Source organism: Frankia sp. AgB1.9 (genome assembly GCF_016786355.1).
Classification (GTDB): Bacteria; Actinomycetota; Actinomycetes; order Frankiales; family Frankiaceae; genus Pseudofrankia.
This window is the reverse complement of sequence record NZ_JADWYX010000005.1, coordinates 109,743-128,739: the sequence shown is the minus strand read 5'-3', so window position 1 is coordinate 128,739 and position 18,997 is coordinate 109,743. Positions and strand designations below refer to the sequence as shown.

Genomic DNA, 18,997 nt, shown 5'->3' with positions numbered 1-18,997 from the left:
CCCCGGGCGGGCCGGCGCGGGGGGGGTTGGGGGGCGCCCCGCCGGCCGGTTCGCGCGGGCTCCGGCGGTCCAATCGACGGATGTCCGATATTCGTGGCGCGACCTCGTTCCGCACACCACCAGCTATCCTCGAGAGAGCCGTAGATCCGGCAAGACGGCAGCCGGCGAGCTGGCTTGACCTGCTCGCTGACCTTCGGTCAGCTCGCCGAAGGCCGTCATGTTCCCCGGGGGACGACCCCCGGACCCCGCCATCGAGCTTCGCTCGACGAGTCGATCAGCCGGGTTAGCTGGGCACCCGATATTCGTACGCCCGCTATCTCGACGGCAGCCGACTATCCTCGGTAGAGCCGTAGATCGGTACGACGGCAGCCGACAGAGCCTGACCATGGCGGAGCTCGGCCGTTTCGTCATCTCTGAACGCTCATCGCGCTGCCTGCTGAGGAGTACGCCAGTGGCCATCACGCCCACCTCGAAGATCTGGATGAACGGTGAGTTCGTCGCCTGGGACGACGCCAAGATCCATGTCCTCACCCCGACGCTGCACTACGGCTGGGGGGTGTTCGAGGGCATCCGCGCGTACGAGACGCCGCACGGCAGCGCCGTCTTCCGCCTCTCCGACCACATCGCCCGGCTGTACCGCAGCGCCAAGATCTACATGATGGAGCCGGACTTCACCGAGGCGCAGTTCGTCCAGGCGGCCAAGGACACGGTCGTGGCGAACGACATCCAGTCCTGCTACCTGCGGCCGCTGATCTACCTCGGCTACGGCGAGATGGGCCTCAACCCGCTGCCGTCCAAGGTCGAGTCGATGATCGCGGTCTGGCCGTGGGGCGCCTACCTGGGTGAGGAGGCGCTGGAGAAGGGCTGCCGCGTCATCATCTCCAGCTGGCGGCGCAACGACGTCAACATCACCCCGCCGGCCGCGAAGGCCACCGGTCAGTACCTGAACTCGTCGCTCGCCAAGGTTGCCGCGATCAAGGCCGGCTACGACGAGGCGATCCTGACCAGCCCGACGGGCCACATCGCCGACGGGTCGGGGGAGAACGTCTTCATCGTCGCCGGTCGCACGCTGATCACCCCGCCGCTGACCGACGGCGCGCTCGGCGGCATCACCCGGGCGTCGGTCATGCAGATCGCGTCCGACCAGGGGTACGAGGTCGTCGAGAAGCACATCGTGCGCACCGACCTGTACCTGGCCGACGAGGCGTTCTTCACCGGCACCGCGGCCGAGATCGTGCCGATCGCCGAGGTCGACGACCGTCCCGTCGGCGCCGGCCGCCCCGGCCCGGTCACCAAGGAGATCGCCGAGATCTTCCACCAGGCCACCACCGGCCAGCTCGACCGCTACAAGACCTGGAACGAGTTCGTCGCCGATTAGGGTCGGCGCCTACTCGCGAACGCGCCCTCGGCCTTCGGGTCGGGGGCGCGTTCGCGTTGGGGTGCGGTGTTCCGGCGCGCCCGGGGAGCGGGGGTCTCGCCAGATCGCCGATCGAGGTTTACCTTGCTCCCAGTAGGGGTTTCACAAGCGCACAAGCGCCAGAGGCCCTCAGCGGTCCGTGCCGACGGATCGCGGAGGGAGGACCAGTCGACTGCTGACCCTGGTCACCCGGCCGGCCCTCCCACGTCCCGACGGGAGGCTGTCATGCGGGTTTCGGACGGAATGAGCGCTCTGGTCCTGATTATCGGTCCGGGCCACACCCTTCGCCAGGCGGCCCGGCTGATGGCCGGGCGCGGCTGCGGCGCCGCGGTGGTGCTGGACACGGACGGCGCGGGCTACGGGATTCTGACCGAGCGGGACCTTCTGCTGGCGTTGGCCGCGGGCAAGGACCCCGATGTCGAGATCGCCGCGGACCACCTCACCCGCGACCTCGTCTTCGCCGACCCGGAATGGTCGTTGGACACGGCCGCCGACGCGATGCTGCGCGGCGGATTCCGGCATCTCGTCGTCACGGAGGGTGGCATCGTCGCCGGTGTCCTGTCGATGCGCGACGTGGTTCGTTGCTGGAACCAGCAGCGCGTGAGTGCCTGACGACGCCAGGTGTGGTTCGTTCCTGCCGGTTCGGGTAGGCGGCCCGACGGCGGACAGGCCAGCAGATTCGGGCTCACAGGTGTCAGACAGCCGATTCCTAGTGTTCTGCGTGATGTAAGCGGCAACGACCCGGCGAAAGCCGCTAACGTCTCGACCATGCTCGACGACGACGAGGCGGTGGCGCTGCTCCGGGCGACCACGCTGCTCAAGGAACTCGACGAGGAGGACCTGCGGCGGCTCGCCGCCCGCGCCGTAACGCGTCGTTACCGGCGCGGCCAGGTCGTCTTCACCGAGGGGGAGCCCGCGGACACCCTGCTTGTGGTGGCCCAGGGCCGGCTGAAGGTGCTCACCAAGGCCGATGACGGACGTGACCATGTACTGAACATCCACGGACCACGAGAAACGATCGGCGAGCTGAACATCGTCGAGCCGGGGACGAGGTCGGCGAGCGTCGAGGCGCTCGAACCGAGCACGGCGCTCGTGCTCGACCGGACCGCCGTCTGGGAACTGGTGAAGGAACGGCCGGCGGTCGCCGAGCAGCTCATCCGCGCGCTCGTCGCGCACGTGCGCCGGCTCACGGGGGCGAACGCCGACCTGGTGTTCCTGGACCTGCCCCGCCGAGTGGCCAAGCTGCTGCTCCTGCGGGCCCGCGAGGCCAGCCGGCCGGTGATCGAGCTCGGTCTCACCCAGACCGAGATCGCGTCGCTGCTCGGTGGTTCCCGGCAGTCGGTGAACCAGGCGCTACGGGAGTTCGAACGCCGCAGCTGGATCCTTTCCGAGGGTCAGACGATCACCATCCTGCAGCTCGACCGGCTTCGCCGCTTCGCCGGCGACTAGGCCCGCCGTTGGCCCCGCAGGGAAGAGGGGGCGACCTCGGACACAAGCCCCGGCGTATCAACCGTGTTACGAAGTAAAGTTGATAGCCGGCGGTGAACCCGTCTTCGTCGCGCGTTCCGGCCACGCAACCCCGGTCGGCCGGACGCGTGACGACCCCGGGGATCGGGCTTCGGCCGCGCGCCGGCCCAGCGCCGTACCGTGGTAGTCGTCGGTGGGCGCGAACGGCACACCGGCCGTTCGCGGCAGCGCCAGGGCGCGCCGCCTGACTCCCGTTCCACCGGATGCCAGTCCGGGGGAGTGACCGCGGGCCGCGGCGCAGGTCTTGTTTCGCCTTCGGCGGTCCGATACCTCGGTGACGCACTGCCGCGGCGCGGCCCGACGCGCCGAGCGGTGCGCGCGACGTTGAGAGGCTAGAGCTGTGCCGCCATACGACCCCGAGTCCCTGCACATCTACGACACGACTCTGCGGGACGGCACGCAGCAGGAGGGCCTGTCGCTTTCCGTCGCCGACAAGCTCGCGGTCGCCCGCCATCTGGACGACCTCGGGGTCGGTTTCATCGAGGGCGGCTGGCCCGGCTCCAATCCGAAGGACGCCGAGTTCTTCCGCCGCGCCCGGACCGAGCTGAACCTGCGCGCGGCCAAGCTCGCCGCGTTCGGCTCGACCCGCCGGGCCAGCAGGACCGCCGCTGACGACCCGCAGGTCGCCGCGCTGCGCGAGGCGGGGACGCCCGTCGTCTGCCTGGTCGCCAAGTCCGACCGCAGGCACGTCGAACGGGCGCTGCGCACCACGCTGGCCGAGAACCTGGCGATGATCCGCGACACCGTCGAGCACCTGCGTGCCGAGGGCAAGCGGGTGTTCGTCGACGCCGAGCACTTCTTCGACGGCTACCGCGTCGACGAGGCGTATGGCCTTGAAGTCGTGCGGACCGCGGCCGAGGCGGGCGCCGAGGTGGTCGTCCTGTGCGACACCAACGGCGGCATGCTGCCCACCCAGATCGGCGACACCGTGCGGGCCGTGCTCGACGCCTCCGGTGCCCGCCTGGGCATCCACTGCCACGACGACTCCGGCTGCGCGGTCGCCAACAGCCTGGTCGCGGTCCAGGCCGGCGTCACGCACGTCCAGGGCGCGGCCAACGGCTACGGCGAGCGCTGCGGCAACGCGAACCTGTTCACCGTCGTCGCCGGCCTGGAGACCAAGCTGGCCACCCCGGTGCTGCCGGCCGGCCGGCTGCGCGAGCTGGTCCGGGTCTCGCACGCGATCGACGAGCTGACCAACTCGACGCCGGACACCCACCGGCCGTACGTCGGTGCCAGCGCGTTCGCGCACAAGGGCGGCCTGCACGCCAGCGCGGTGAAGATCGATCCGGACATGTACCAGCACATCGACCCGGCCGTGGTCGGCAACGACATGCGGATGCTGGTGTCGGAGCTCGCCGGCCGGGCCACCATCGAGCTCAAGGGGCGCGAGTTCGGCCTCGACCTCTCCGACGAGAAGGAGGCCCTCGGCCGCATCGTCGAGCTGGTCAAGGAGCGCGAGGCCAGCGGCTTCGCCTACGAGGCGGCCGAGGCGAGCTTCGAGCTGCTGCTGCGCGACGAGGTCTACGGCCCCGAGCGGTACTTCACGCTGGACAGCTGGCGGGTGATCGTGGAGCAGCGCCCCGACGGCGAGGTCGTCAGCGAGGCGACCGTGAAACTCGAGACCCGCGGCGAGCGGCACGTCTCCACCGCCGAGGGGAACGGCCCGGTCAACGCGCTCGACAAGGCCCTGCGCGAGGCGCTGGCCAAGGCCTACCCGGGCCTCAAGGCCGTCGACCTGACCGACTTCAAGGTGCGCATCCTGGACGGGCAGGAGGGCTCCGGCGCCATCACCCGGGTGCTGGTCGAGACCTCCGACGGCCAGACCCGCTGGGACACCATCGGCGTCGACGAGAACATCATCGCCGCCTCGTGGCAGGCGCTGCAGGACGCCGTCACCTACGGCCTGCGCCGCCAGAACGAGGTGCCCGACCCCGACGCCGTCTGACCTCGTCGGCCGTGGGGATGTCGGCCGTGGGGATGTCGGCCGTGGGGATGTCGGCCGTGGGGATGTCGGCCGTGGAGATCGGTTCGAACACCGGAGCCACTGAGGTTACGGTCCGTCCGTCCGTGTTAACGGGGGGTGCGGAGGTCGTGATGTTCCTGCAGGTGATCCAGGGAAGAGTGCCGGACCGGACCGCGATGCGGGCCCAGCACGAGAAGTGGGCGGCGCAGATCGGGGCGGACGCCGCCGGCTGGCTCGGTTCGACCGCGGGCATCACGGAGGACGACCGGTTCATCTGCCTGAGCCGGTTCAGCTCCGTCGAGGCCCTCGCCCGGCTGGCCGCACGCAGCGACCAGCGGGAGTGGTGGGGCCACACCGAGCGGCTCTTCCTCGGCCCGGTCGTCCGGTCGGAGTTCCTCGACGTCGCCGTCATGCTCGAAGACGGGACCGACAGCGCCGGCTTCGTGCAGATCATCCAGGGCCGGGCCGCCGACGCCGGGCGGCTGCACACGCTGGAGAAGGAGCTGCTGCGCTACCTGCCGGACGGTCGACCGGACATCGTCGGCGGTCTCGCCGCGACCGGCCCGGACGGCCGGTTCGTCCGGGCGTTCTTCTTCAGCTCCGAGGAGCTGGCCCGCGCCGGCGAGCACGGCGAGCAGCTCCCGGAGCTCGAGGAGATCCTCTTCGAGCTGCGTTCGCTGACCGGCGAGCCGACGTACCACGACCTGCGCCACCCGTGGTTCGCCTCCCCGCGGCAGCCGGGCCGGGACCGCGAGGACTCCCGCTCCGCCGCCGCCACCCGGCCGACGGCCGACAAGGCCGGCACGCGGCCCTGGAGCGCGGCCGACCAACGGACGACGACCCCTCGCTGACGCGGGGCGGGGTGCTGGGGCGGCGGGGTGCTGGGGCGGCAGGGTGTTGGGCTGGCGGGGTGTTGGGTCACGGGTGCTGGGGCCGCGGGATGCGACGGCCCCAGCACCGCGCCGGGAGCCCCGGAGGACTGGCTCAGTCCTCCGGAATCTCCTCCCACCACTGGCACCACCAGTCGCCGCCGACCAGGACCCGCAGCTTGGGGTGCCAGCAGTAGGTGATGTCCTTGTCGGTGTCGAGGTAGTACAGGCAGTTGTCACACCGCTCGTCACCGTTCGGCTTGCCGCGCAGGATCGCGTCCTCCGCCAGGTGACCGAGCTTGACGCTCAGCTCCTCGTCGATCGGCTTGGGCTCCGGTGCGCCCACGTCGTAGACGGCCTCGGTCATGCCGCTCCTTCTGCTCCTAGATCCTGCGGTCGGCCCCCGTCCGCCGGTCGCGTCCCCAGAGTCAGCTGACCTGGACTTCGTACCTGTCATCACGCGCCGTCGGAACTGTTCCAGATTCTCTGCTACCCCACCGCCGGCGGAGCAGCGGCCCGGGGTACGACCTGCTCACACCGAGCGGGCGCGTGCGGCGGCCGCCCGATGGTCCATGGCATGTCAGGCGACGCGCGGCGTCCGCCCCACAACGCAACCCAGCCAAGATCCCAACCCCTGACCGGCGCGGCCCACGGATTTCAGGCCACGAGACGTTAGGCGTTGGGAGGGCGCCCTGGGCGCCCGACAGGCAAGGTGGCCGGCGGGCGCTAAGCGCCCGTTCCGGCCACCTTGCCATACGGTCGCTGGGTGCGTATCGCGAGGTTTACAGACGGTTCGGAGCCGGCCTTCGGCGTGGTCGAGGGCTCGGTCGAACGCGGTGAGGCGACGGTCGCCGCCCTGACTCCGCATCCGTTCGGGCCCTTCCAGTTCACCGGCGCCCGCCGCCCGCTCGGCGAGGTGCGGCTGCTGGCGCCCGTGCTGCCCAGCAAGGTGCTGGCCGTCGGGAAGAACTACGCCGACCACGTCAAGGAGATGGGCGGCGACGCCCCGCCGGACAAGCCGATCCTCTTTCTCAAGCCGTCCACCGCGGTCGTCGGCCCCGGCGACCCGATCGTGCACCCCGACCCGACCAGCCGCATGGACTACGAGGGCGAGCTGGCCATCGTCATCGGCCGGCTGTGCCGGGATGTCCCCGAAGAACGGGCGATGTCGGTCGTCCTCGGCTTCACCTGCGCGAACGACGTCACCATGCGCGAGCAGCAGGCCAGCGACGGCCAGTGGACCCGGGCGAAGGGCCATGACAGCCACTGCCCGCTCGGGCCGTGGATCGAGACCGACCTCAACGCCGCGAACGCCGGCCTGCGCACCACGCTCGACGGCGAAATCCGCCAGAGCTCGACCACAGCGCATCTCATCCACGGCATCCCGAAGCTGATCGCCTACATGTCGGCGGCGATGACCCTGCTACCCGGCGACGTGCTGCTCACCGGCACCCCGGCCGGCGTCGGCCCGATGCGCCCCGGTCAGACCGTCGCCGTGACCGTCGACGGCATCGGCACGCTGACCAATCCGGTCACGGCCCGCTGAGTCGGACGCGTGGCCGGGATACCTTTCGCGCCGGCGAGCTATCCCTGTGCTGACGGCATCCCGGGCGGCTACCTGCCCCTCGGGATGCTGTACAGTAGGCAACGCCCGAGAGGGCGTCGATGGGGTATGGGGTAATTGGCAGCCCAACGGATTCTGGTTCCGTTAGTCTAGGTTCGAGTCCTGGTACCCCAGCGAGCATCCTGTTCGCTGGCCGTTCCGGCAGCTTCCCGGGGATTTGATGTCCTCCCGGGGGGCGACCCCCGGAGCCCCCGGTGTCGCGCTTCGCGCGACCGGGGCGGTTGTGTGGGATTGGGTTGCGGCTACTGGGTCTTCCTGCTGGTTGGCCGGTCGCCGGGGATGTCGTGTATGGTACGAAGCGCCTCCGGGTGGGTGACCGGCCGGAGGTTGCTAAGGTAAGGCAAGACAATTGAAGATTGGGAAGTTCCTGGCCCCATCGTCTAGCGGCCTAGGACGCCGCCCTCTCAAGGCGGTAGCACGGGTTCGAATCCCGTTGGGGCTACGCACAATCATTTAGCACCCTCTTCGGAGGGTGCTATTTTGCGTTGTCCGACGCTGATTCCGCGCCCCGTCCGGCGGCGCCGCAATGGGGACGCCGCGGCTGACGTCCCGATAGGCGTGTAGGCGAGGCGGCCAGTGCCGCGCCCGCCGAGGCCAGCCCGGCGCCTTGATCGCTGTTTCGGCGTGCTCCCGCGTGGTCTTGATCGCTGTTTTGGCCCTGGGGTGGTCGTGACGATGGCGTTTCTACGACCATCTCAGGGCTGAGACGGCGATCAAGACCGGTGCGGTGCCCCTCGAACCGTGCGTCTCGTTGGCCGGCAGGGGTCCGCCGGGGCCGAGACGGCGATTAAGGAAGGCCAGGAACGGGCGGCGCGAGCCGGCCGGAAGGACTAGCGGACGACCGAGAGCCGGGGCAGCGACGCGGGGTGCCGGGCGATGGAGCACGCCCGGCAGTGGCACGAGGCCGGGCCGCCGTGGCCGTGGATCTCGTCGACCTCCGTGGCGGCCGTGGCCGAGGTCACCAGGCGCAGGTGCGCGCGGGCCACCTGCACCGACGGCTCAGCCGGGGCCGGCAGCGTGACCGCCACGGGCGCGGCCTCGACGGCCGGGCACGGAGTGATCGCGGGACCGGGGTGAGACGACAGCCGTGCCGGGACCGACGCGAGGGTCAGAGCGACTTGGGGCACAGCGTCCTCCTCGTGGGGCAATGACCTGGCGGTGCGGATCTGTGGTGCGGCTGGTCCTATCCCACCGGCTCGGGCCGGGCTGGTGGCCCGGACGTCGCCCGGCTGACTCAGATGCGCCAACCGGACCGGTGGAAGCGGGGCTTCCCTGGGGTGCCGCCGCGGACCACACTGTCTCGGTGGTCGCGTTTCGGCGCCATCCTCCGTCCAGCCCGTTCCGTACTGGTCCTCAGTGGCTAGTCAAAGGTGGGCACTGGCGTCATCCGACACCACCCTTGACAACCATGGCGGGTTCCGGTCGTCCCGGTAGAAACTTGCGCGGATGTCCGCCGCCGGTCCCCCCTTCGGAGAGCGGGCGCGTCGCCGTCATGAACGCGCGCGCGCCGCGCGGACCCGGCATGTCACCGGACACCCCCGCCGCAGCGTCGCCGACCGGCGGTCCGCGGACCCGACGAGCCAGTCCACCGGCGGGAGCCTTTCCGGCCGGGCCAGTGGCTGGGTCTCCAGCCTCGTCCCGCACGGGCACCGGCTCACCCTCGAGGACTGGAACGCGCGCCACCGCCTGCTGAAGTGGGTCCTGGCGCTGCACCTGCCGGTCATCGTCGGCTACGCCCAGCTGCACCACTTCGACACCATGCACGGCATCGCGGCCGCGAGCCCGTCGATCCTGCTGTTCGGCGCGGCGGCGCTGCCCGGTCTGCGGCGGGTGCGGGCGCTGGCGGCGAGCCTCGGGCTGCTGTGCTGCTCGGTCGTGTTCGTCCACCTGTCGGACGGCCTCGGCCCGATGTACTTCCATTTCTTCGTCGTGGTCGCGCTGATCGCCCTGTACGAGGACTGGTCGGTCTACGCGCTGGCGATCGGGTTCGTGTTCGTCGCGAACCTGGCGATGCGCTACCTGGTCAGCCCCGGGGCGCTGACCGACTACGCCCGGCACAGCGCGCTGATGCTGGCCGCGATGCACGCCGCCTTCATCGTGGCCCTTGCCGGGGCCCAGGTGGTCTTCTGGCGCTACAACCAGCAGGAGCGCAGTAGAACCGAGCGCTACCGTCACCAGCTCTATGAGGGCCAGCAGAGCCTGATGGCGCGGCTGGAGGAGACCGACCGGATTCGCACCGACCTGGTCGCCACCGTCTCGCACGAGTTCCGGACCCCGCTGGCCGGCATCCGGGGCAACCTGCTGACCCTGCGGCGCCGACGCCACCGGATGTCAGAGGCCCAGGTGGACGACATGCTCGACCTGGCGCTCGGCTCGTCGGAGCGGCTGTCCCGGCTGCTGGAGAACATGCTCACGGCGGCGACGGCGACCGGCATCGACGACACGACGGTCTCCGACCTGCCCGAGGTGGTGTACGAGGCCCTCGGGAGCCTGCGCAACGCCGCCCTGGTGAACGCCGTCACCGTCGACCTGCCGGACCACCTGCCGGTCCGGATGTCGCGCGAGGCGCTGCACCAGGTCGTCGCGAACCTGGTCGACAACGCGCTGGTGCACTCCTGGCCGGGCGCCCCGGTGCGGCTGATCGCCGGCCGGGTCGGCGACGAGGTGGTGCTGCGGGTGCGCAACCCGGGGCCGGACCTCGACAAGGAGACCATCGCCCGGCTGTTCGAGCCGTTCACCCAGCGAGACGGTTCGGCGACCAGGCCCACAGACGGGGCCGGGATGGGCCTGTACGTGGTGCGCCGGCTGGTCGAGGTGCACGGCGGCCGGCTGCGGATGACCTCGGATGGCGGCGAGATCAACGTCGAGGTCGACATGTGGGCGGCCGAGCTGCCGCTGCCGACCGCCGACCCGACCATGCTGCCGCGGCTGCCCGACCTGCCGCGGCTGCGGGCCGAGGGCCTGGTCGAGCGTGAGCCCTTCATCCCCGCCCCGAGCATCCCGCCGCTGGCGGTTCGCCGGCCTCGCTGGGACCAGCCCGGTCGTGGCTACCCCAACGCCGACGAGGCCGACCTGACGGGCCTCGGGGGTTCTGGCCTCGGGGGAGCGGGCCTGGGCGGCCCGCGTGGCCGCGCCTCCGCCTGGCCGGCCGACGACCTCCCGCTCGACCGCTCCGGCTGACCGTCGGCCCTGACCGCCGGTGCCGGGCGCCTCGCCAAGCCGCGGTCGCGCCAAGCGGCTGTCGTGCTTTCCTCGGTCGCGCTATTCCTCGGTACCGGCCCCGGTCAGGCTGGGCTCGCCCTCCTTGCGGGCGACGACGCGGTAGACGTTCGCCCGCCGGCCGGTGAGGAGATAGGGGAGCATCACCGCGTCCGCGAGGGCCGCCAGCGGGAACAGCGGCGCCGTCGCGGCCATGGCACCGATTCGGCGGGCCCGCCGCCAGGCGGTGGCCTCGTAGGGCAGCCAGGGCAGCGTCGGGTTCGGCTGCAGCTTCTGGGTCAGGTAGTAGACCGCGCTGGTCGCGTCGCCGAAGATGTGCGCCGGCCCGAACTCCACCTTCACGGTGCGCAGGCCGCGCGCGGCCAGCGCCTCGACGAGCTCGTCCGGCGAGATGAGGTGAAGGTGCTGGGGCGGGCACAGTCCGACCCAGAAACCCCGGAAGAGCGCGAAGGACGGGCCGTGCGCATGCGGCACCTCGATGAGGAGGTGGCCGGCCGGGGGCAGGGCCGCGGCCGCCGCGTCCAGCTCCCGGCCCGGGTCGAGCGTGTGCTCCAGATAGTGGAACATGCTGATCACGTCGTACCGCCCGGCGATCTCGCGGCCCAGGTCGGGGAACATCTGCCGGTAGGCGTGCCGGACCCAGCCGCGGCGCGCCGCCTCGGCGATGCCGTCACCCTGGTCGACCGCGTCGAACCGTACGTTCGGTAGCAGCCCGCCCGCGACCAGGCAGAAGTGGCCGTGACCACCGCCCACGTCGAGCCAGCTGGTGGCCCCCGCTTCGGCCGGCAGCAGCTTGGCCCGGGACCGGTAACCGAAGTCGGAGGCGGCGAACATCCCCTCGGCCTGGTCCGCGTTCAACCCGTCGTAGAAGTCGCGGTAGTAGAAGTCGAGGCCGGCCGGGCTCAGACACGGGTTGAGGAAGATGTGCGCGCAGGCGTCGCACTGGTCGTAGGTGAACCGGCCGGGCTTGCGCAGGATGACGTCGGCGGCGCTGGTCCGTGTCTCCAGCGCGGTCGAGCCGCACCAGGGGCAGCGGTCCCGTCGCTGCTCGAAGTGCTTGGCCGTCTCGGTGGAGATCTCCGCCTGGTATTCGGCCCGGCGCCGCCGCGCCTCGGGGTCGGGTGCGGTGGCGCGTGTCCGGCGCGTCCGGGCCGCCTCGACGGTGAAGGCCGGCCAGGACGCCAGCCGGCGGGCCGACGTGGCGAACACGTTCCGCGAGCCCGGCGAGACTCGTCCGGCGGCGACCGCGGCCGGCTGTAACGCGGACAGTGCCAGTGCCAGCAGGCCCCACCCTGGGGTCGTCACGCACGCCGCGGTGACCGCGGCTGTCCGGACGACCGGGAGGTACGTGATTCCCTGGTAGGGGTGCCGGTAGCCCGCGGCCCGCATCCGGACGCGATCCGCGCCACCGCGGCCCGCGGCCTTCAGCCCTGGCGCGATGGCCAGGCCGGTGGTGGCGGGCGCGTACTGCTTGAGGCATCTGATGATCTTCAGCAGCTCGACGGCGGCGTAGTCCTCGCGTTCGTCGACGCCCGCCCGGGCGAGCACCGAACGGTCGACGAGCAGCGCCTGGCCCGCTCCCTGGCCGGCGGCGAACCGGTCTGTCCGGTACCTGGCCACGTGGACCGTCCGGGCAAGGTCGAGCAGCCGCTCCGGCGGGAGGTCCGCGGGCACGAGGTCGAGGACGTCGAGCCCTTCCCTGCGGGCGTGGGCACTGGCGGCGCGGCGGGCCTCGCCCGACAGCAGGACGTCAGCGGCGACGAGGAAGGCATGGGACGTGGCCACGGTTTCGGTGCTCGGAGCTGTCCGGTCCAGGCCGTGGAGGCGCCTGCGCAGCCGGGCTCCGTTCGCTAAGACCAGCGCCCCTGTCGTGATCGCGAACCAACCGCGCACGAGATCCTCCTCCTGAGGCCTTCCTGTCACGGTTGGTGCCTGAACGCCGAATGCCCGTCCCGGGAACCCGGGACGGGCATTCGATCATGCCCCGGCCTGCCGGGGCGGTTAGCTGCTGGGGGCCGTCGGGGACGGTGGTGGCGGGCTGGGCTCGCAGGTGTAGTTGATGGAGACCGAGCTGCCCTTGAGGGCCCGGCCACCGGTCGGCGACTGGGACGTCACCGGGTCGTAGCCGTAGTCGCAGCTCCACGAGCCGTTGAGCCAGACGCTGAAGCCCCTGCCCTCCAGGGTCGACTTCGCGGCGGGCGGACTCATGCCGACCACGTTCGGCACCGTCGGGCATTCGCCGGCGGTCGTGCCGGAGATCGCGCTCGCCTTGTCCTGCGTGCTGCCGCCCGCCGGGCTCTGGCTCAGCACCTGGCCGACCGAGACGCTCGGGTCCGTGCACTTCGCGGTCCACGACGGCGTGCTGGTGAACCCGGCGTTGGCGAAGTCCTGCGCGGCGGCGTTCTGGTCCTCACCGACGACGTTGGGAACGGTCGCGGTGGACGGCGTGGCCGGCGTCGTCGTGGCAGGCGGCGCGTTGCCGGTGCTGCTCCCGCTGGACGGGCTCTGGCCCTTCGTCTGAGTCGGCCCGGGCTTGACCGTCACTGGCTTGCCGCTGATCATCGTCGTGTACGCGGCGGTGGCCGTCGGGTCGACCAGGTTGCCGGAGTTGTCGGTGTACAGCGTCGGAGTCGTTCTGACCCCCGCGGCGCCGCTGGTCAGCGTGGTGTCGCTGCCCGAGGACGACGGCGAGCTGCCGCCGGAGGACGCCAGGGCCCAGCCACCGGCCGCGGCGATGAGGGCTACGACAAGGCCGGCGCCGGCGGCGATCCGCAGCCGTTGCCGGTTGTCGCGTACCGGGGGGCGACCGCCGGAGCTGGGTGCGGGCTGCCGGTTGGCCGGGATCGCCGAGATGATCGTGTTGCGGTTCGCCTGGACCGCGCCGGACCGGCTCGGGACCCGGACGGGGCCGCCGTCGGTCGGCGGGTCGTCGTAGTCGTCCTCGTCGTCCCAGCCACGGGGGCCGCCGGCCGTCGGGCCGAGCCGGGTCGCGTCGTCGTCCCAGCCGCCCCGAGGCCCACTCGGGCCACCGGCCGTCGGCCCGAGCCGGGTCGCGGCGTCGTCCCAGTGGCCACCCTGCGGCCCGCTCGAACCGGGGATGGGTACCATGCCGGTCGCCGCCTCGTCGTCCCAGTCGTCATAACCGCCAGGCCCGTGACCACCGCCGGGGCCATAGCCCCCACCGGGGCCGGCGTGCGCCGCCTTCGTCGTGCTGATCGCGCCGACCCCGGCCGCGGCGCCGACGCCGGCCAGCGGTCGGCCGCCGCCGACGGTGTCGCCCGTCGGGGCGCCGTCGTCCACCCGGGGCTTGGCGCTGGCGCGCTCCCAGGTGTCCTCGTCACGGGGTGCCCGCGGTCGCAGGTCACCAGACCGGGCCAGTGCGCTCTCCAGGGCGCGCGCCGCCTCGGCCGCGCTCGGTGGCCGGCGGGCGGGCGTCTTCTCGAGCATCGAGGCCAGCACGTCCCACACCGGCCGGGGCACGCCCTTGATGGGCAGCGGCGCCTCTTCGAGATGAGCGCGCAGCATGTCGGTCGGGCTCACCTCGTCGAACGGCGGCGCCCCGGCGAGCATCTCGTACAGGACGATGCCGGCCGAGTAGATGTCCACCGCCGGGGTCGGCTGGGCGCCGGTACCGAGCTCGGGCGCCATGTAGAGCGGCGTGCCGATCGGCCCCGTGAGCTGGGCCCGGCCGCGGGACAGGGTGTCCACCATCCGGGCGATGCCGAAGTCGGTGAGCCGGACGGCGGGCCCGTTGCCCTGTCGCTCGTCGAGCAGGACGTTCTCAGGCTTGACGTCACGGTGCACGACGCCCGCGCCGTGCACGGTGTCGAGTGCCCGCAGGACGTGGGTGATGATCTGCACGGCCTGCTCGACCGGCAGCGGCGCGGAGTGGCGCAGGTACTCGCGCAGGTCGGTGCCGTCGACGAGCTCCATCACGATTGCGAGCGCGTCCCGCTCGTTGACCAGGTCGAGGACACGAACCAGCTCCGGGCTGTTGATGTCGTAGAGGATCTGCCATTCACGCAGAAACCTGTCGACGACAACACGGTCATCGGCGAACTCTGGCCGCAGCATCTTGACCGCTACGTCAGCGCCGTCGTCGCGGCGGGTGGCCCGCCACACTTCGCCAGTGGTGCCCTGCCCGAGCAGCTCGTGCAGGACATACCGCGAGCCGAGTGTGCGCACTGAACCGACTCCCCCTCTTCACGCCACCCCGGGGGAGGCGGGTAATGGCCACGACGGCGACACCGCGGCGGGGTGCGCGGCCAGCCCTGTCACGATCATTCCCGGGCCACCAGCCCGACCCCCCGAACGGTGGCCCGTGCGGTCCGCGGCGGCCCACGGGTACCCCCTGCCGCCCGACGGCCGTCTCGGCGACCCGTATCGGGACTACTGGGTATCGCCAAGACCGACACATAAAGGCTACGCTTTCGCGTCCTTCGATAGTCCGTCGGGGGTGGTCCCGGGTGCCAACGATGTGCTGCCGGTGGCCCTTTTCGTAGCGTGAGGGTTGTTCGTCGCGGAATAGCCGGCGATGGTCGACAGCCGGTCGGCGGCCGCCGCGACGGTGGCCCCGAACAGCTCGCCGGGGGAGCGGGTGAGCCGCCCGTCGGGTCCGGACATCGACAGTGCGGCGACCACCGCGCCGGCCGCGTCGCGTACCGGCGCCGACACCGAGGCGAGGCCCGCCTCCCGCTCGCCGGCGCTCTGCGCCCAGCCACGTGCGCGCACGCCTGCCAGCACCTCTGCGCCAAAAGCCGGGTCGACGGGAGCTCCCGTCCCGACGCCGGTCCGCCCGGGCAGAGCGGCGGGCGGCCGGGAGCTCGCCGGGCCCTCCTCGGGGGCCGCGAACGCGAGCAGGACCTGGGCGCCCGAACCGGCCGTCATCGGCAGGATCGCGCCGACCGGCACGGTGTCCCGCAGGCCGCTGCCATGCTCGGCCGCCGCGACGCAGACCCGCTCCGCCCCCCGGCGAACGTAGAGCTGGGTGCTCTCCCCGGTGCTGTCCCGTAGCTCGGCCAGCACTTCGGGCGCGGCCTGCAGCAGCCGCCAGGGCAGCGGCCACAGCGCGGCGACCGCCGAGCCGGCGGCGAGCCGTGGCCCGGCGACGAAGCGTCCGGCGCCGTCCCGGGCGACCAGCCGGTGCGTCTCCAGGGCCACGGCGAGCCGGTGCGCGGTGGCCCTGGAGAGCCGGGTGCGGGTGACGAGCTCGCCGAGCGAGGCCGGGCCCTCCTCGACGGCCGCGAGCACCAGCGCCGCCTTGTCCAGCACGCCGACACCGCTGCTCGCCCCGGCGGCGTCCGGGCCGGGGGAGGGGTTACGCTGTTCCATAAGTTGATACTGCCATCTCAAGTAATGAGATGCACGCGAACTACCACAGGGAGGAGTGGCGCGATGACCCTGAAGGGCGAGGGGCGCACACTCGCGGAGAAGGTGTGGGACGCGCACGTAGTGCGCCGTGCCGACGGCGAGCCGGATCTGCTCTACATCGACCTGCACCTGGTGCACGAGGTCACCTCGCCGCAGGCGTTCGAGGCGCTGCGGCTGGCCGGCCGGTCGGTACGCCGGCCGGACCTGACCATCGCGACCGAGGACCACAACGTCCCGACCACCGACACCCTGCTGCCGATCGCGGACCCGGTCTCGCGCGCCCAGGTCGAGGCGCTGCGCAAGAACTGCGCCGACTTCGGCGTCCGCCTGCACCCGATGAACGACCCGGGCCAGGGCATCGTGCACGTGGTCGGGCCGCAGCTCGGGCTGACCCAGCCGGGCCTGACGGTCGTCTGTGGTGACAGCCACACGGCCACCCACGGCGCCTTCGGCGCGCTCGCCTTCGGCATCGGCACCAGCCAGGTCGAGCACGTGCTGGCCACCCAGACCCTGCCGCAGACGCGGCCGAAGACGATGGCGATCACCGTCGACGGCGCGCTGCCGGACGGAGTCACGGCCAAGGACCTCATCCTCGCGGTAATCGCCGAGATCGGCACCGGTGGCGGCCAGGGCTATGTCCTGGAGTACCGGGGCGAGGCCGTCCGGGCGCTGTCGATGGAAGGCCGCATGACGGTCTGCAACATGTCCATCGAGGCGGGCGCGCGGGCCGGCATGATCGCGCCGGACGAGATCACGTTCGAGTACCTGAAGGGCCGCCCGCACGCGCCGACGGGGGCCGACTGGGACGCGGCGGTCGCCTACTGGAAGACGCTGGCGACCGACGAGGACGCCGTCTTCGACCGCGAGGTCGTCATCGACGCGGCCAGCCTGAGCCCGTTCGTCACCTGGGGCACCAACCCGGGCCAGGGCTCCCCGCTGTCGGCCGCCGTGCCGGACCCGGCGTCGTTCGCCGACGCGGGCGAGCGGGCCGCCGCCGAGCGGGCGCTGACCTACATGGGCCTGACCGCCGGCACCCCGCTGCGCGACGTCCCGGTCGACACGGTGTTCATCGGCTCCTGCACCAACGGCCGGCTGTCCGACCTGCGGGCCGCCGCCGACATCCTGCGCGGCCGGGCCGTCGCCGACGGCGTACGCGTGCTGGTCGTGCCCGGGTCGATGCAGGTCAAGGCGGACGCCGAGGCCGAGGGCCTCGACGAGGTGTTCCGGGTCGCGGGGGCCGAGTGGCGCAGCGCCGGCTGCTCGATGTGCCTCGGGATGAACCCGGACACGCTCAAGCCCGGGGAGCGCAGCGCGTCCACGTCGAACCGCAACTTCGAGGGACGCCAGGGCCAGGGCGGCCGGACGCACCTGGTCTCCCCGCAGGTCGCCGCCGCGACCGCCGTCACCGGCCGCCTCACGGCCCCAGCGGACCTCTGAGCCCGTACAGCCCGCTACCCAGCTTCGACCGAAGGGAGAGCGCCCGATGGAGGCGTTCACCACGCACACTGGCCGGGCGGTGCCGCTGCGGCGCAGCGACGTCGACACCGACCAGATCATCCCCAGCGACTGGCTCAAGCGGATCGAGCGGACCGGCTTCGGCGCCGGGCTGTTCAGCGAGTGGCGCAAGGACCCGTCGTTCGTGCTGAACGACCCGGCCCACGCCGGCGCGACGGTCCTGCTGGCCGGGCCGAACTTCGGGTCCGGCTCGTCCCGGGAGCACGCCGTCTGGGCGCTGCAGGACTACGGCTTCCGCGCCGTGATCGCGCCGAAGTTCGCCGACATCTTCCGGGGCAACTCGCTCGGCAACGGCCTGTTGACGGTCGTCCTGCCGACCGAGACCGTCGAGACGCTGCTGGCCGCCGTCGAGGCGGACCCGTCGGTCGAGATCACCGTCGACCTGGGTGCCCGTGAGGTCCGGGGCGCCGGCGTGGTCGCGCCGTTCGAGCTCGACGACTTCACCCGCTGGCGGCTGATGGAGGGCCTCGACGACGTCGGCCTCACCCTGCGGCACGCCGACCTGATCACTACCTTCGAGGCCAGCCGCCCGTCGTTCCTGCCGAGGACGACGCAGCCGGCCTGACCCGGTTCGCCCGAGCGGCCGGCCCGCCTCCCGCGGCCGGGGACCGCGGCTCTCACCGGCCGCCGTCCCCGGCCGATCGCGTCCGCGGACGCTTTCCGGGCGGCGCGTCGCCCGGGCCGCCGAGTGGCCCGATGGTTGGGGGCGGTGGACCGGCTGGCTCGACTGGGCCGGCGGGTGCCGGGATGTTTCTCGCGACTGGCGGCGGGGGCTGTGGTCCGATTGCCCCCGCCGTCATTGGCTTGCGCTGCGCGCTCGGTGGCGAACCTGGCCGCATCGGTGACATCACTTGGCGACCAAACGGTAACAGAACGTCTGAAACGAGCCTGAAATCGGCGAGATGATTGCGCCGATCGTGGTGGACTGAGTGCTCTCACCGGAGGACTGCGATCCGGTTGGCGATTGTCCCGAAGCCGTTGACGTGCGGGTTTGTGTGACGCGACACGCTTCCGGGAATTGCCCTCGGCAGTAGAGATGCCTACGGTGCAGCGCAGTGCGATGCCCGATCTGCTCCACCCCCGCACTCGCGGGGGTGTCCCGGAGGTTGTTGTGAACAAGTCCCAATTGGTTGACCGCATTGCCCAGCAGATCGAGGGTGGACGGTCCAACGCGACCAAGGCTGTCGACGCGGTCTTCCACGCGATCCAGGAAGCCGTCTCCGCCGGCGAGAAGGTGACGATCACCGGTTTCGGTGTCTTCGAGCGCGTCGAGCGCGCCGAGCGCACCGGGCGCAACCCGGCGACGGGCGAGCCGGTGCACGTCCCCGCCTCCGTGGTCCCGAAGTTCCGCCCGGGCTCGGAGTTCAAGTCCAGCGTCTCCTCGAACGGCTAAGGATGACGCTCGGCAGGAACCCGGGGGGGGGGGGGGGGCCGCCCCGGGGGCGGGCGCCGGGGGGGGGGGGGGGGGGGGGGGGGGGGGGGGGGGGGGGGGC

At 71.9% G+C, this 18,997-nt stretch carries 15 protein-coding genes and 2 tRNA genes; 12 read left to right on the top strand and 5 right to left on the bottom strand.

All coding sequences use genetic code 11. The annotated features are described in order from the left end of the window. Nucleotides 1-451: 451 nt before the first annotated feature. From I6A60_RS03420 to I6A60_RS03400, 5 genes are all read left to right on the top strand, one after another. Nucleotides 452-1,378, top strand: a complete 927-nt coding sequence (locus I6A60_RS03420) for a branched-chain amino acid transaminase (protein WP_203025133.1) — start codon at nt 452-454, stop codon at nt 1,376-1,378. Nucleotides 1,379-1,642: 264 nt separating this feature from the next. After that, nucleotides 1,643-2,029, top strand: a complete 387-nt coding sequence (locus I6A60_RS03415) for a cyclic nucleotide-binding/CBS domain-containing protein (protein ID WP_203025132.1) — start codon at nt 1,643-1,645, stop codon at nt 2,027-2,029. Between the two features lie 156 nt (nt 2,030-2,185). After that, entirely contained in the window at nt 2,186-2,866 is a 681-nt protein-coding gene (locus I6A60_RS03410) for a Crp/Fnr family transcriptional regulator (protein ID WP_203025131.1), read from the top strand. A gap of 418 nt (nt 2,867-3,284) precedes the next feature. After that, complete coding sequence (cimA, locus tag I6A60_RS03405; RefSeq protein ID WP_203042481.1) at nt 3,285-4,889, top strand: citramalate synthase; 1,605 nt, start codon at nt 3,285-3,287, stop codon at nt 4,887-4,889. A gap of 122 nt (nt 4,890-5,011) precedes the next feature. Continuing rightward, nucleotides 5,012-5,758 carry a hypothetical protein gene (locus tag I6A60_RS03400; RefSeq protein ID WP_307838676.1) on the top strand — a complete coding sequence of 249 codons (747 nt, stop codon included), beginning with the start codon at nt 5,012-5,014 and terminating at the stop codon, nt 5,756-5,758. Between the two features lie 133 nt (nt 5,759-5,891). On the opposite strand, the gene I6A60_RS03395 is transcribed toward I6A60_RS03400, so the two are convergent. Then, on the bottom strand, nt 5,892-6,143 hold the full coding sequence (locus tag I6A60_RS03395; RefSeq protein WP_203025128.1) for a hypothetical protein: 252 nt from the start codon (nt 6,141-6,143) through the stop codon (nt 5,892-5,894). Between the two features lie 399 nt (nt 6,144-6,542). Between I6A60_RS03395 and I6A60_RS03390 the strand changes: the two genes are divergently transcribed. The 3 genes from I6A60_RS03390 to I6A60_RS03380 all read left to right on the top strand — a co-directional run bounded on the left by I6A60_RS03390 (nt 6,543) and on the right by I6A60_RS03380 (nt 7,842). Further along, the gene (locus I6A60_RS03390) at nt 6,543-7,322 is read left to right on the top strand and encodes a fumarylacetoacetate hydrolase family protein (protein WP_203023931.1); all 780 of its coding nucleotides are present in this window, start codon (nt 6,543-6,545) and stop codon (nt 7,320-7,322) included. Nucleotides 7,323-7,442: 120 nt separating this feature from the next. Further along, nucleotides 7,443-7,514, top strand: a tRNA-Gln gene (locus tag I6A60_RS03385). 255 nt (nt 7,515-7,769) lie between these two features. Then, nucleotides 7,770-7,842, top strand: a tRNA-Glu gene (locus tag I6A60_RS03380). Between the two features lie 388 nt (nt 7,843-8,230). On the opposite strand, the gene I6A60_RS03375 is transcribed toward I6A60_RS03380, so the two are convergent. Next, complete coding sequence (locus tag I6A60_RS03375) at nt 8,231-8,527, bottom strand: hypothetical protein (RefSeq protein WP_203023933.1); 297 nt, start codon at nt 8,525-8,527, stop codon at nt 8,231-8,233. A gap of 319 nt (nt 8,528-8,846) precedes the next feature. Here I6A60_RS03375 and I6A60_RS03370 point away from each other — a divergent pair, with 319 nt between their 5' ends. Then, nucleotides 8,847-10,580: a sensor histidine kinase KdpD gene (locus I6A60_RS03370; protein ID WP_203023934.1), complete on the top strand. Its 1,734-nt coding sequence runs from the start codon at nt 8,847-8,849 to the stop codon at nt 10,578-10,580. An 81-nt stretch (nt 10,581-10,661) separates the two neighbouring features. On the opposite strand, the gene I6A60_RS03365 is transcribed toward I6A60_RS03370, so the two are convergent. From I6A60_RS03365 to I6A60_RS03355, 3 genes are all read right to left on the bottom strand, one after another. Continuing rightward, a complete protein-coding gene (locus I6A60_RS03365) occupies nt 10,662-12,512 on the bottom strand; it encodes a class I SAM-dependent methyltransferase (protein WP_203023936.1) in 1,851 nt (616 codons plus the stop codon). Nucleotides 12,513-12,620: 108 nt separating this feature from the next. After that, a complete protein-coding gene (locus tag I6A60_RS03360; RefSeq protein ID WP_203023944.1) occupies nt 12,621-14,804 on the bottom strand; it encodes a serine/threonine-protein kinase in 2,184 nt (727 codons plus the stop codon). Between the two features lie 237 nt (nt 14,805-15,041). Beyond that, nucleotides 15,042-15,950 carry an IclR family transcriptional regulator gene (locus I6A60_RS03355; RefSeq protein ID WP_203023946.1) on the bottom strand — a complete coding sequence of 303 codons (909 nt, stop codon included), beginning with the start codon at nt 15,948-15,950 and terminating at the stop codon, nt 15,042-15,044. A 63-nt stretch (nt 15,951-16,013) separates the two neighbouring features. Here I6A60_RS03355 and leuC point away from each other — a divergent pair, with 63 nt between their 5' ends. The 3 genes from leuC (at nt 16,014) to I6A60_RS03340 (ending at nt 18,897) form a co-directional block, all read left to right on the top strand. After that, nucleotides 16,014-17,426: a 3-isopropylmalate dehydratase large subunit gene (gene leuC / locus I6A60_RS03350; protein WP_203023948.1), complete on the top strand. Its 1,413-nt coding sequence runs from the start codon at nt 16,014-16,016 to the stop codon at nt 17,424-17,426. 46 nt (nt 17,427-17,472) lie between these two features. After that, nucleotides 17,473-18,069, top strand: coding sequence for a 3-isopropylmalate dehydratase small subunit (leuD, locus tag I6A60_RS03345; protein WP_203023950.1), 597 nt, complete (start codon nt 17,473-17,475; stop codon nt 18,067-18,069). Nucleotides 18,070-18,615: 546 nt separating this feature from the next. Beyond that, nucleotides 18,616-18,897: an HU family DNA-binding protein gene (locus I6A60_RS03340; RefSeq protein ID WP_013422232.1), complete on the top strand. Its 282-nt coding sequence runs from the start codon at nt 18,616-18,618 to the stop codon at nt 18,895-18,897. Nucleotides 18,898-18,997 lie beyond the last annotated feature (100 nt).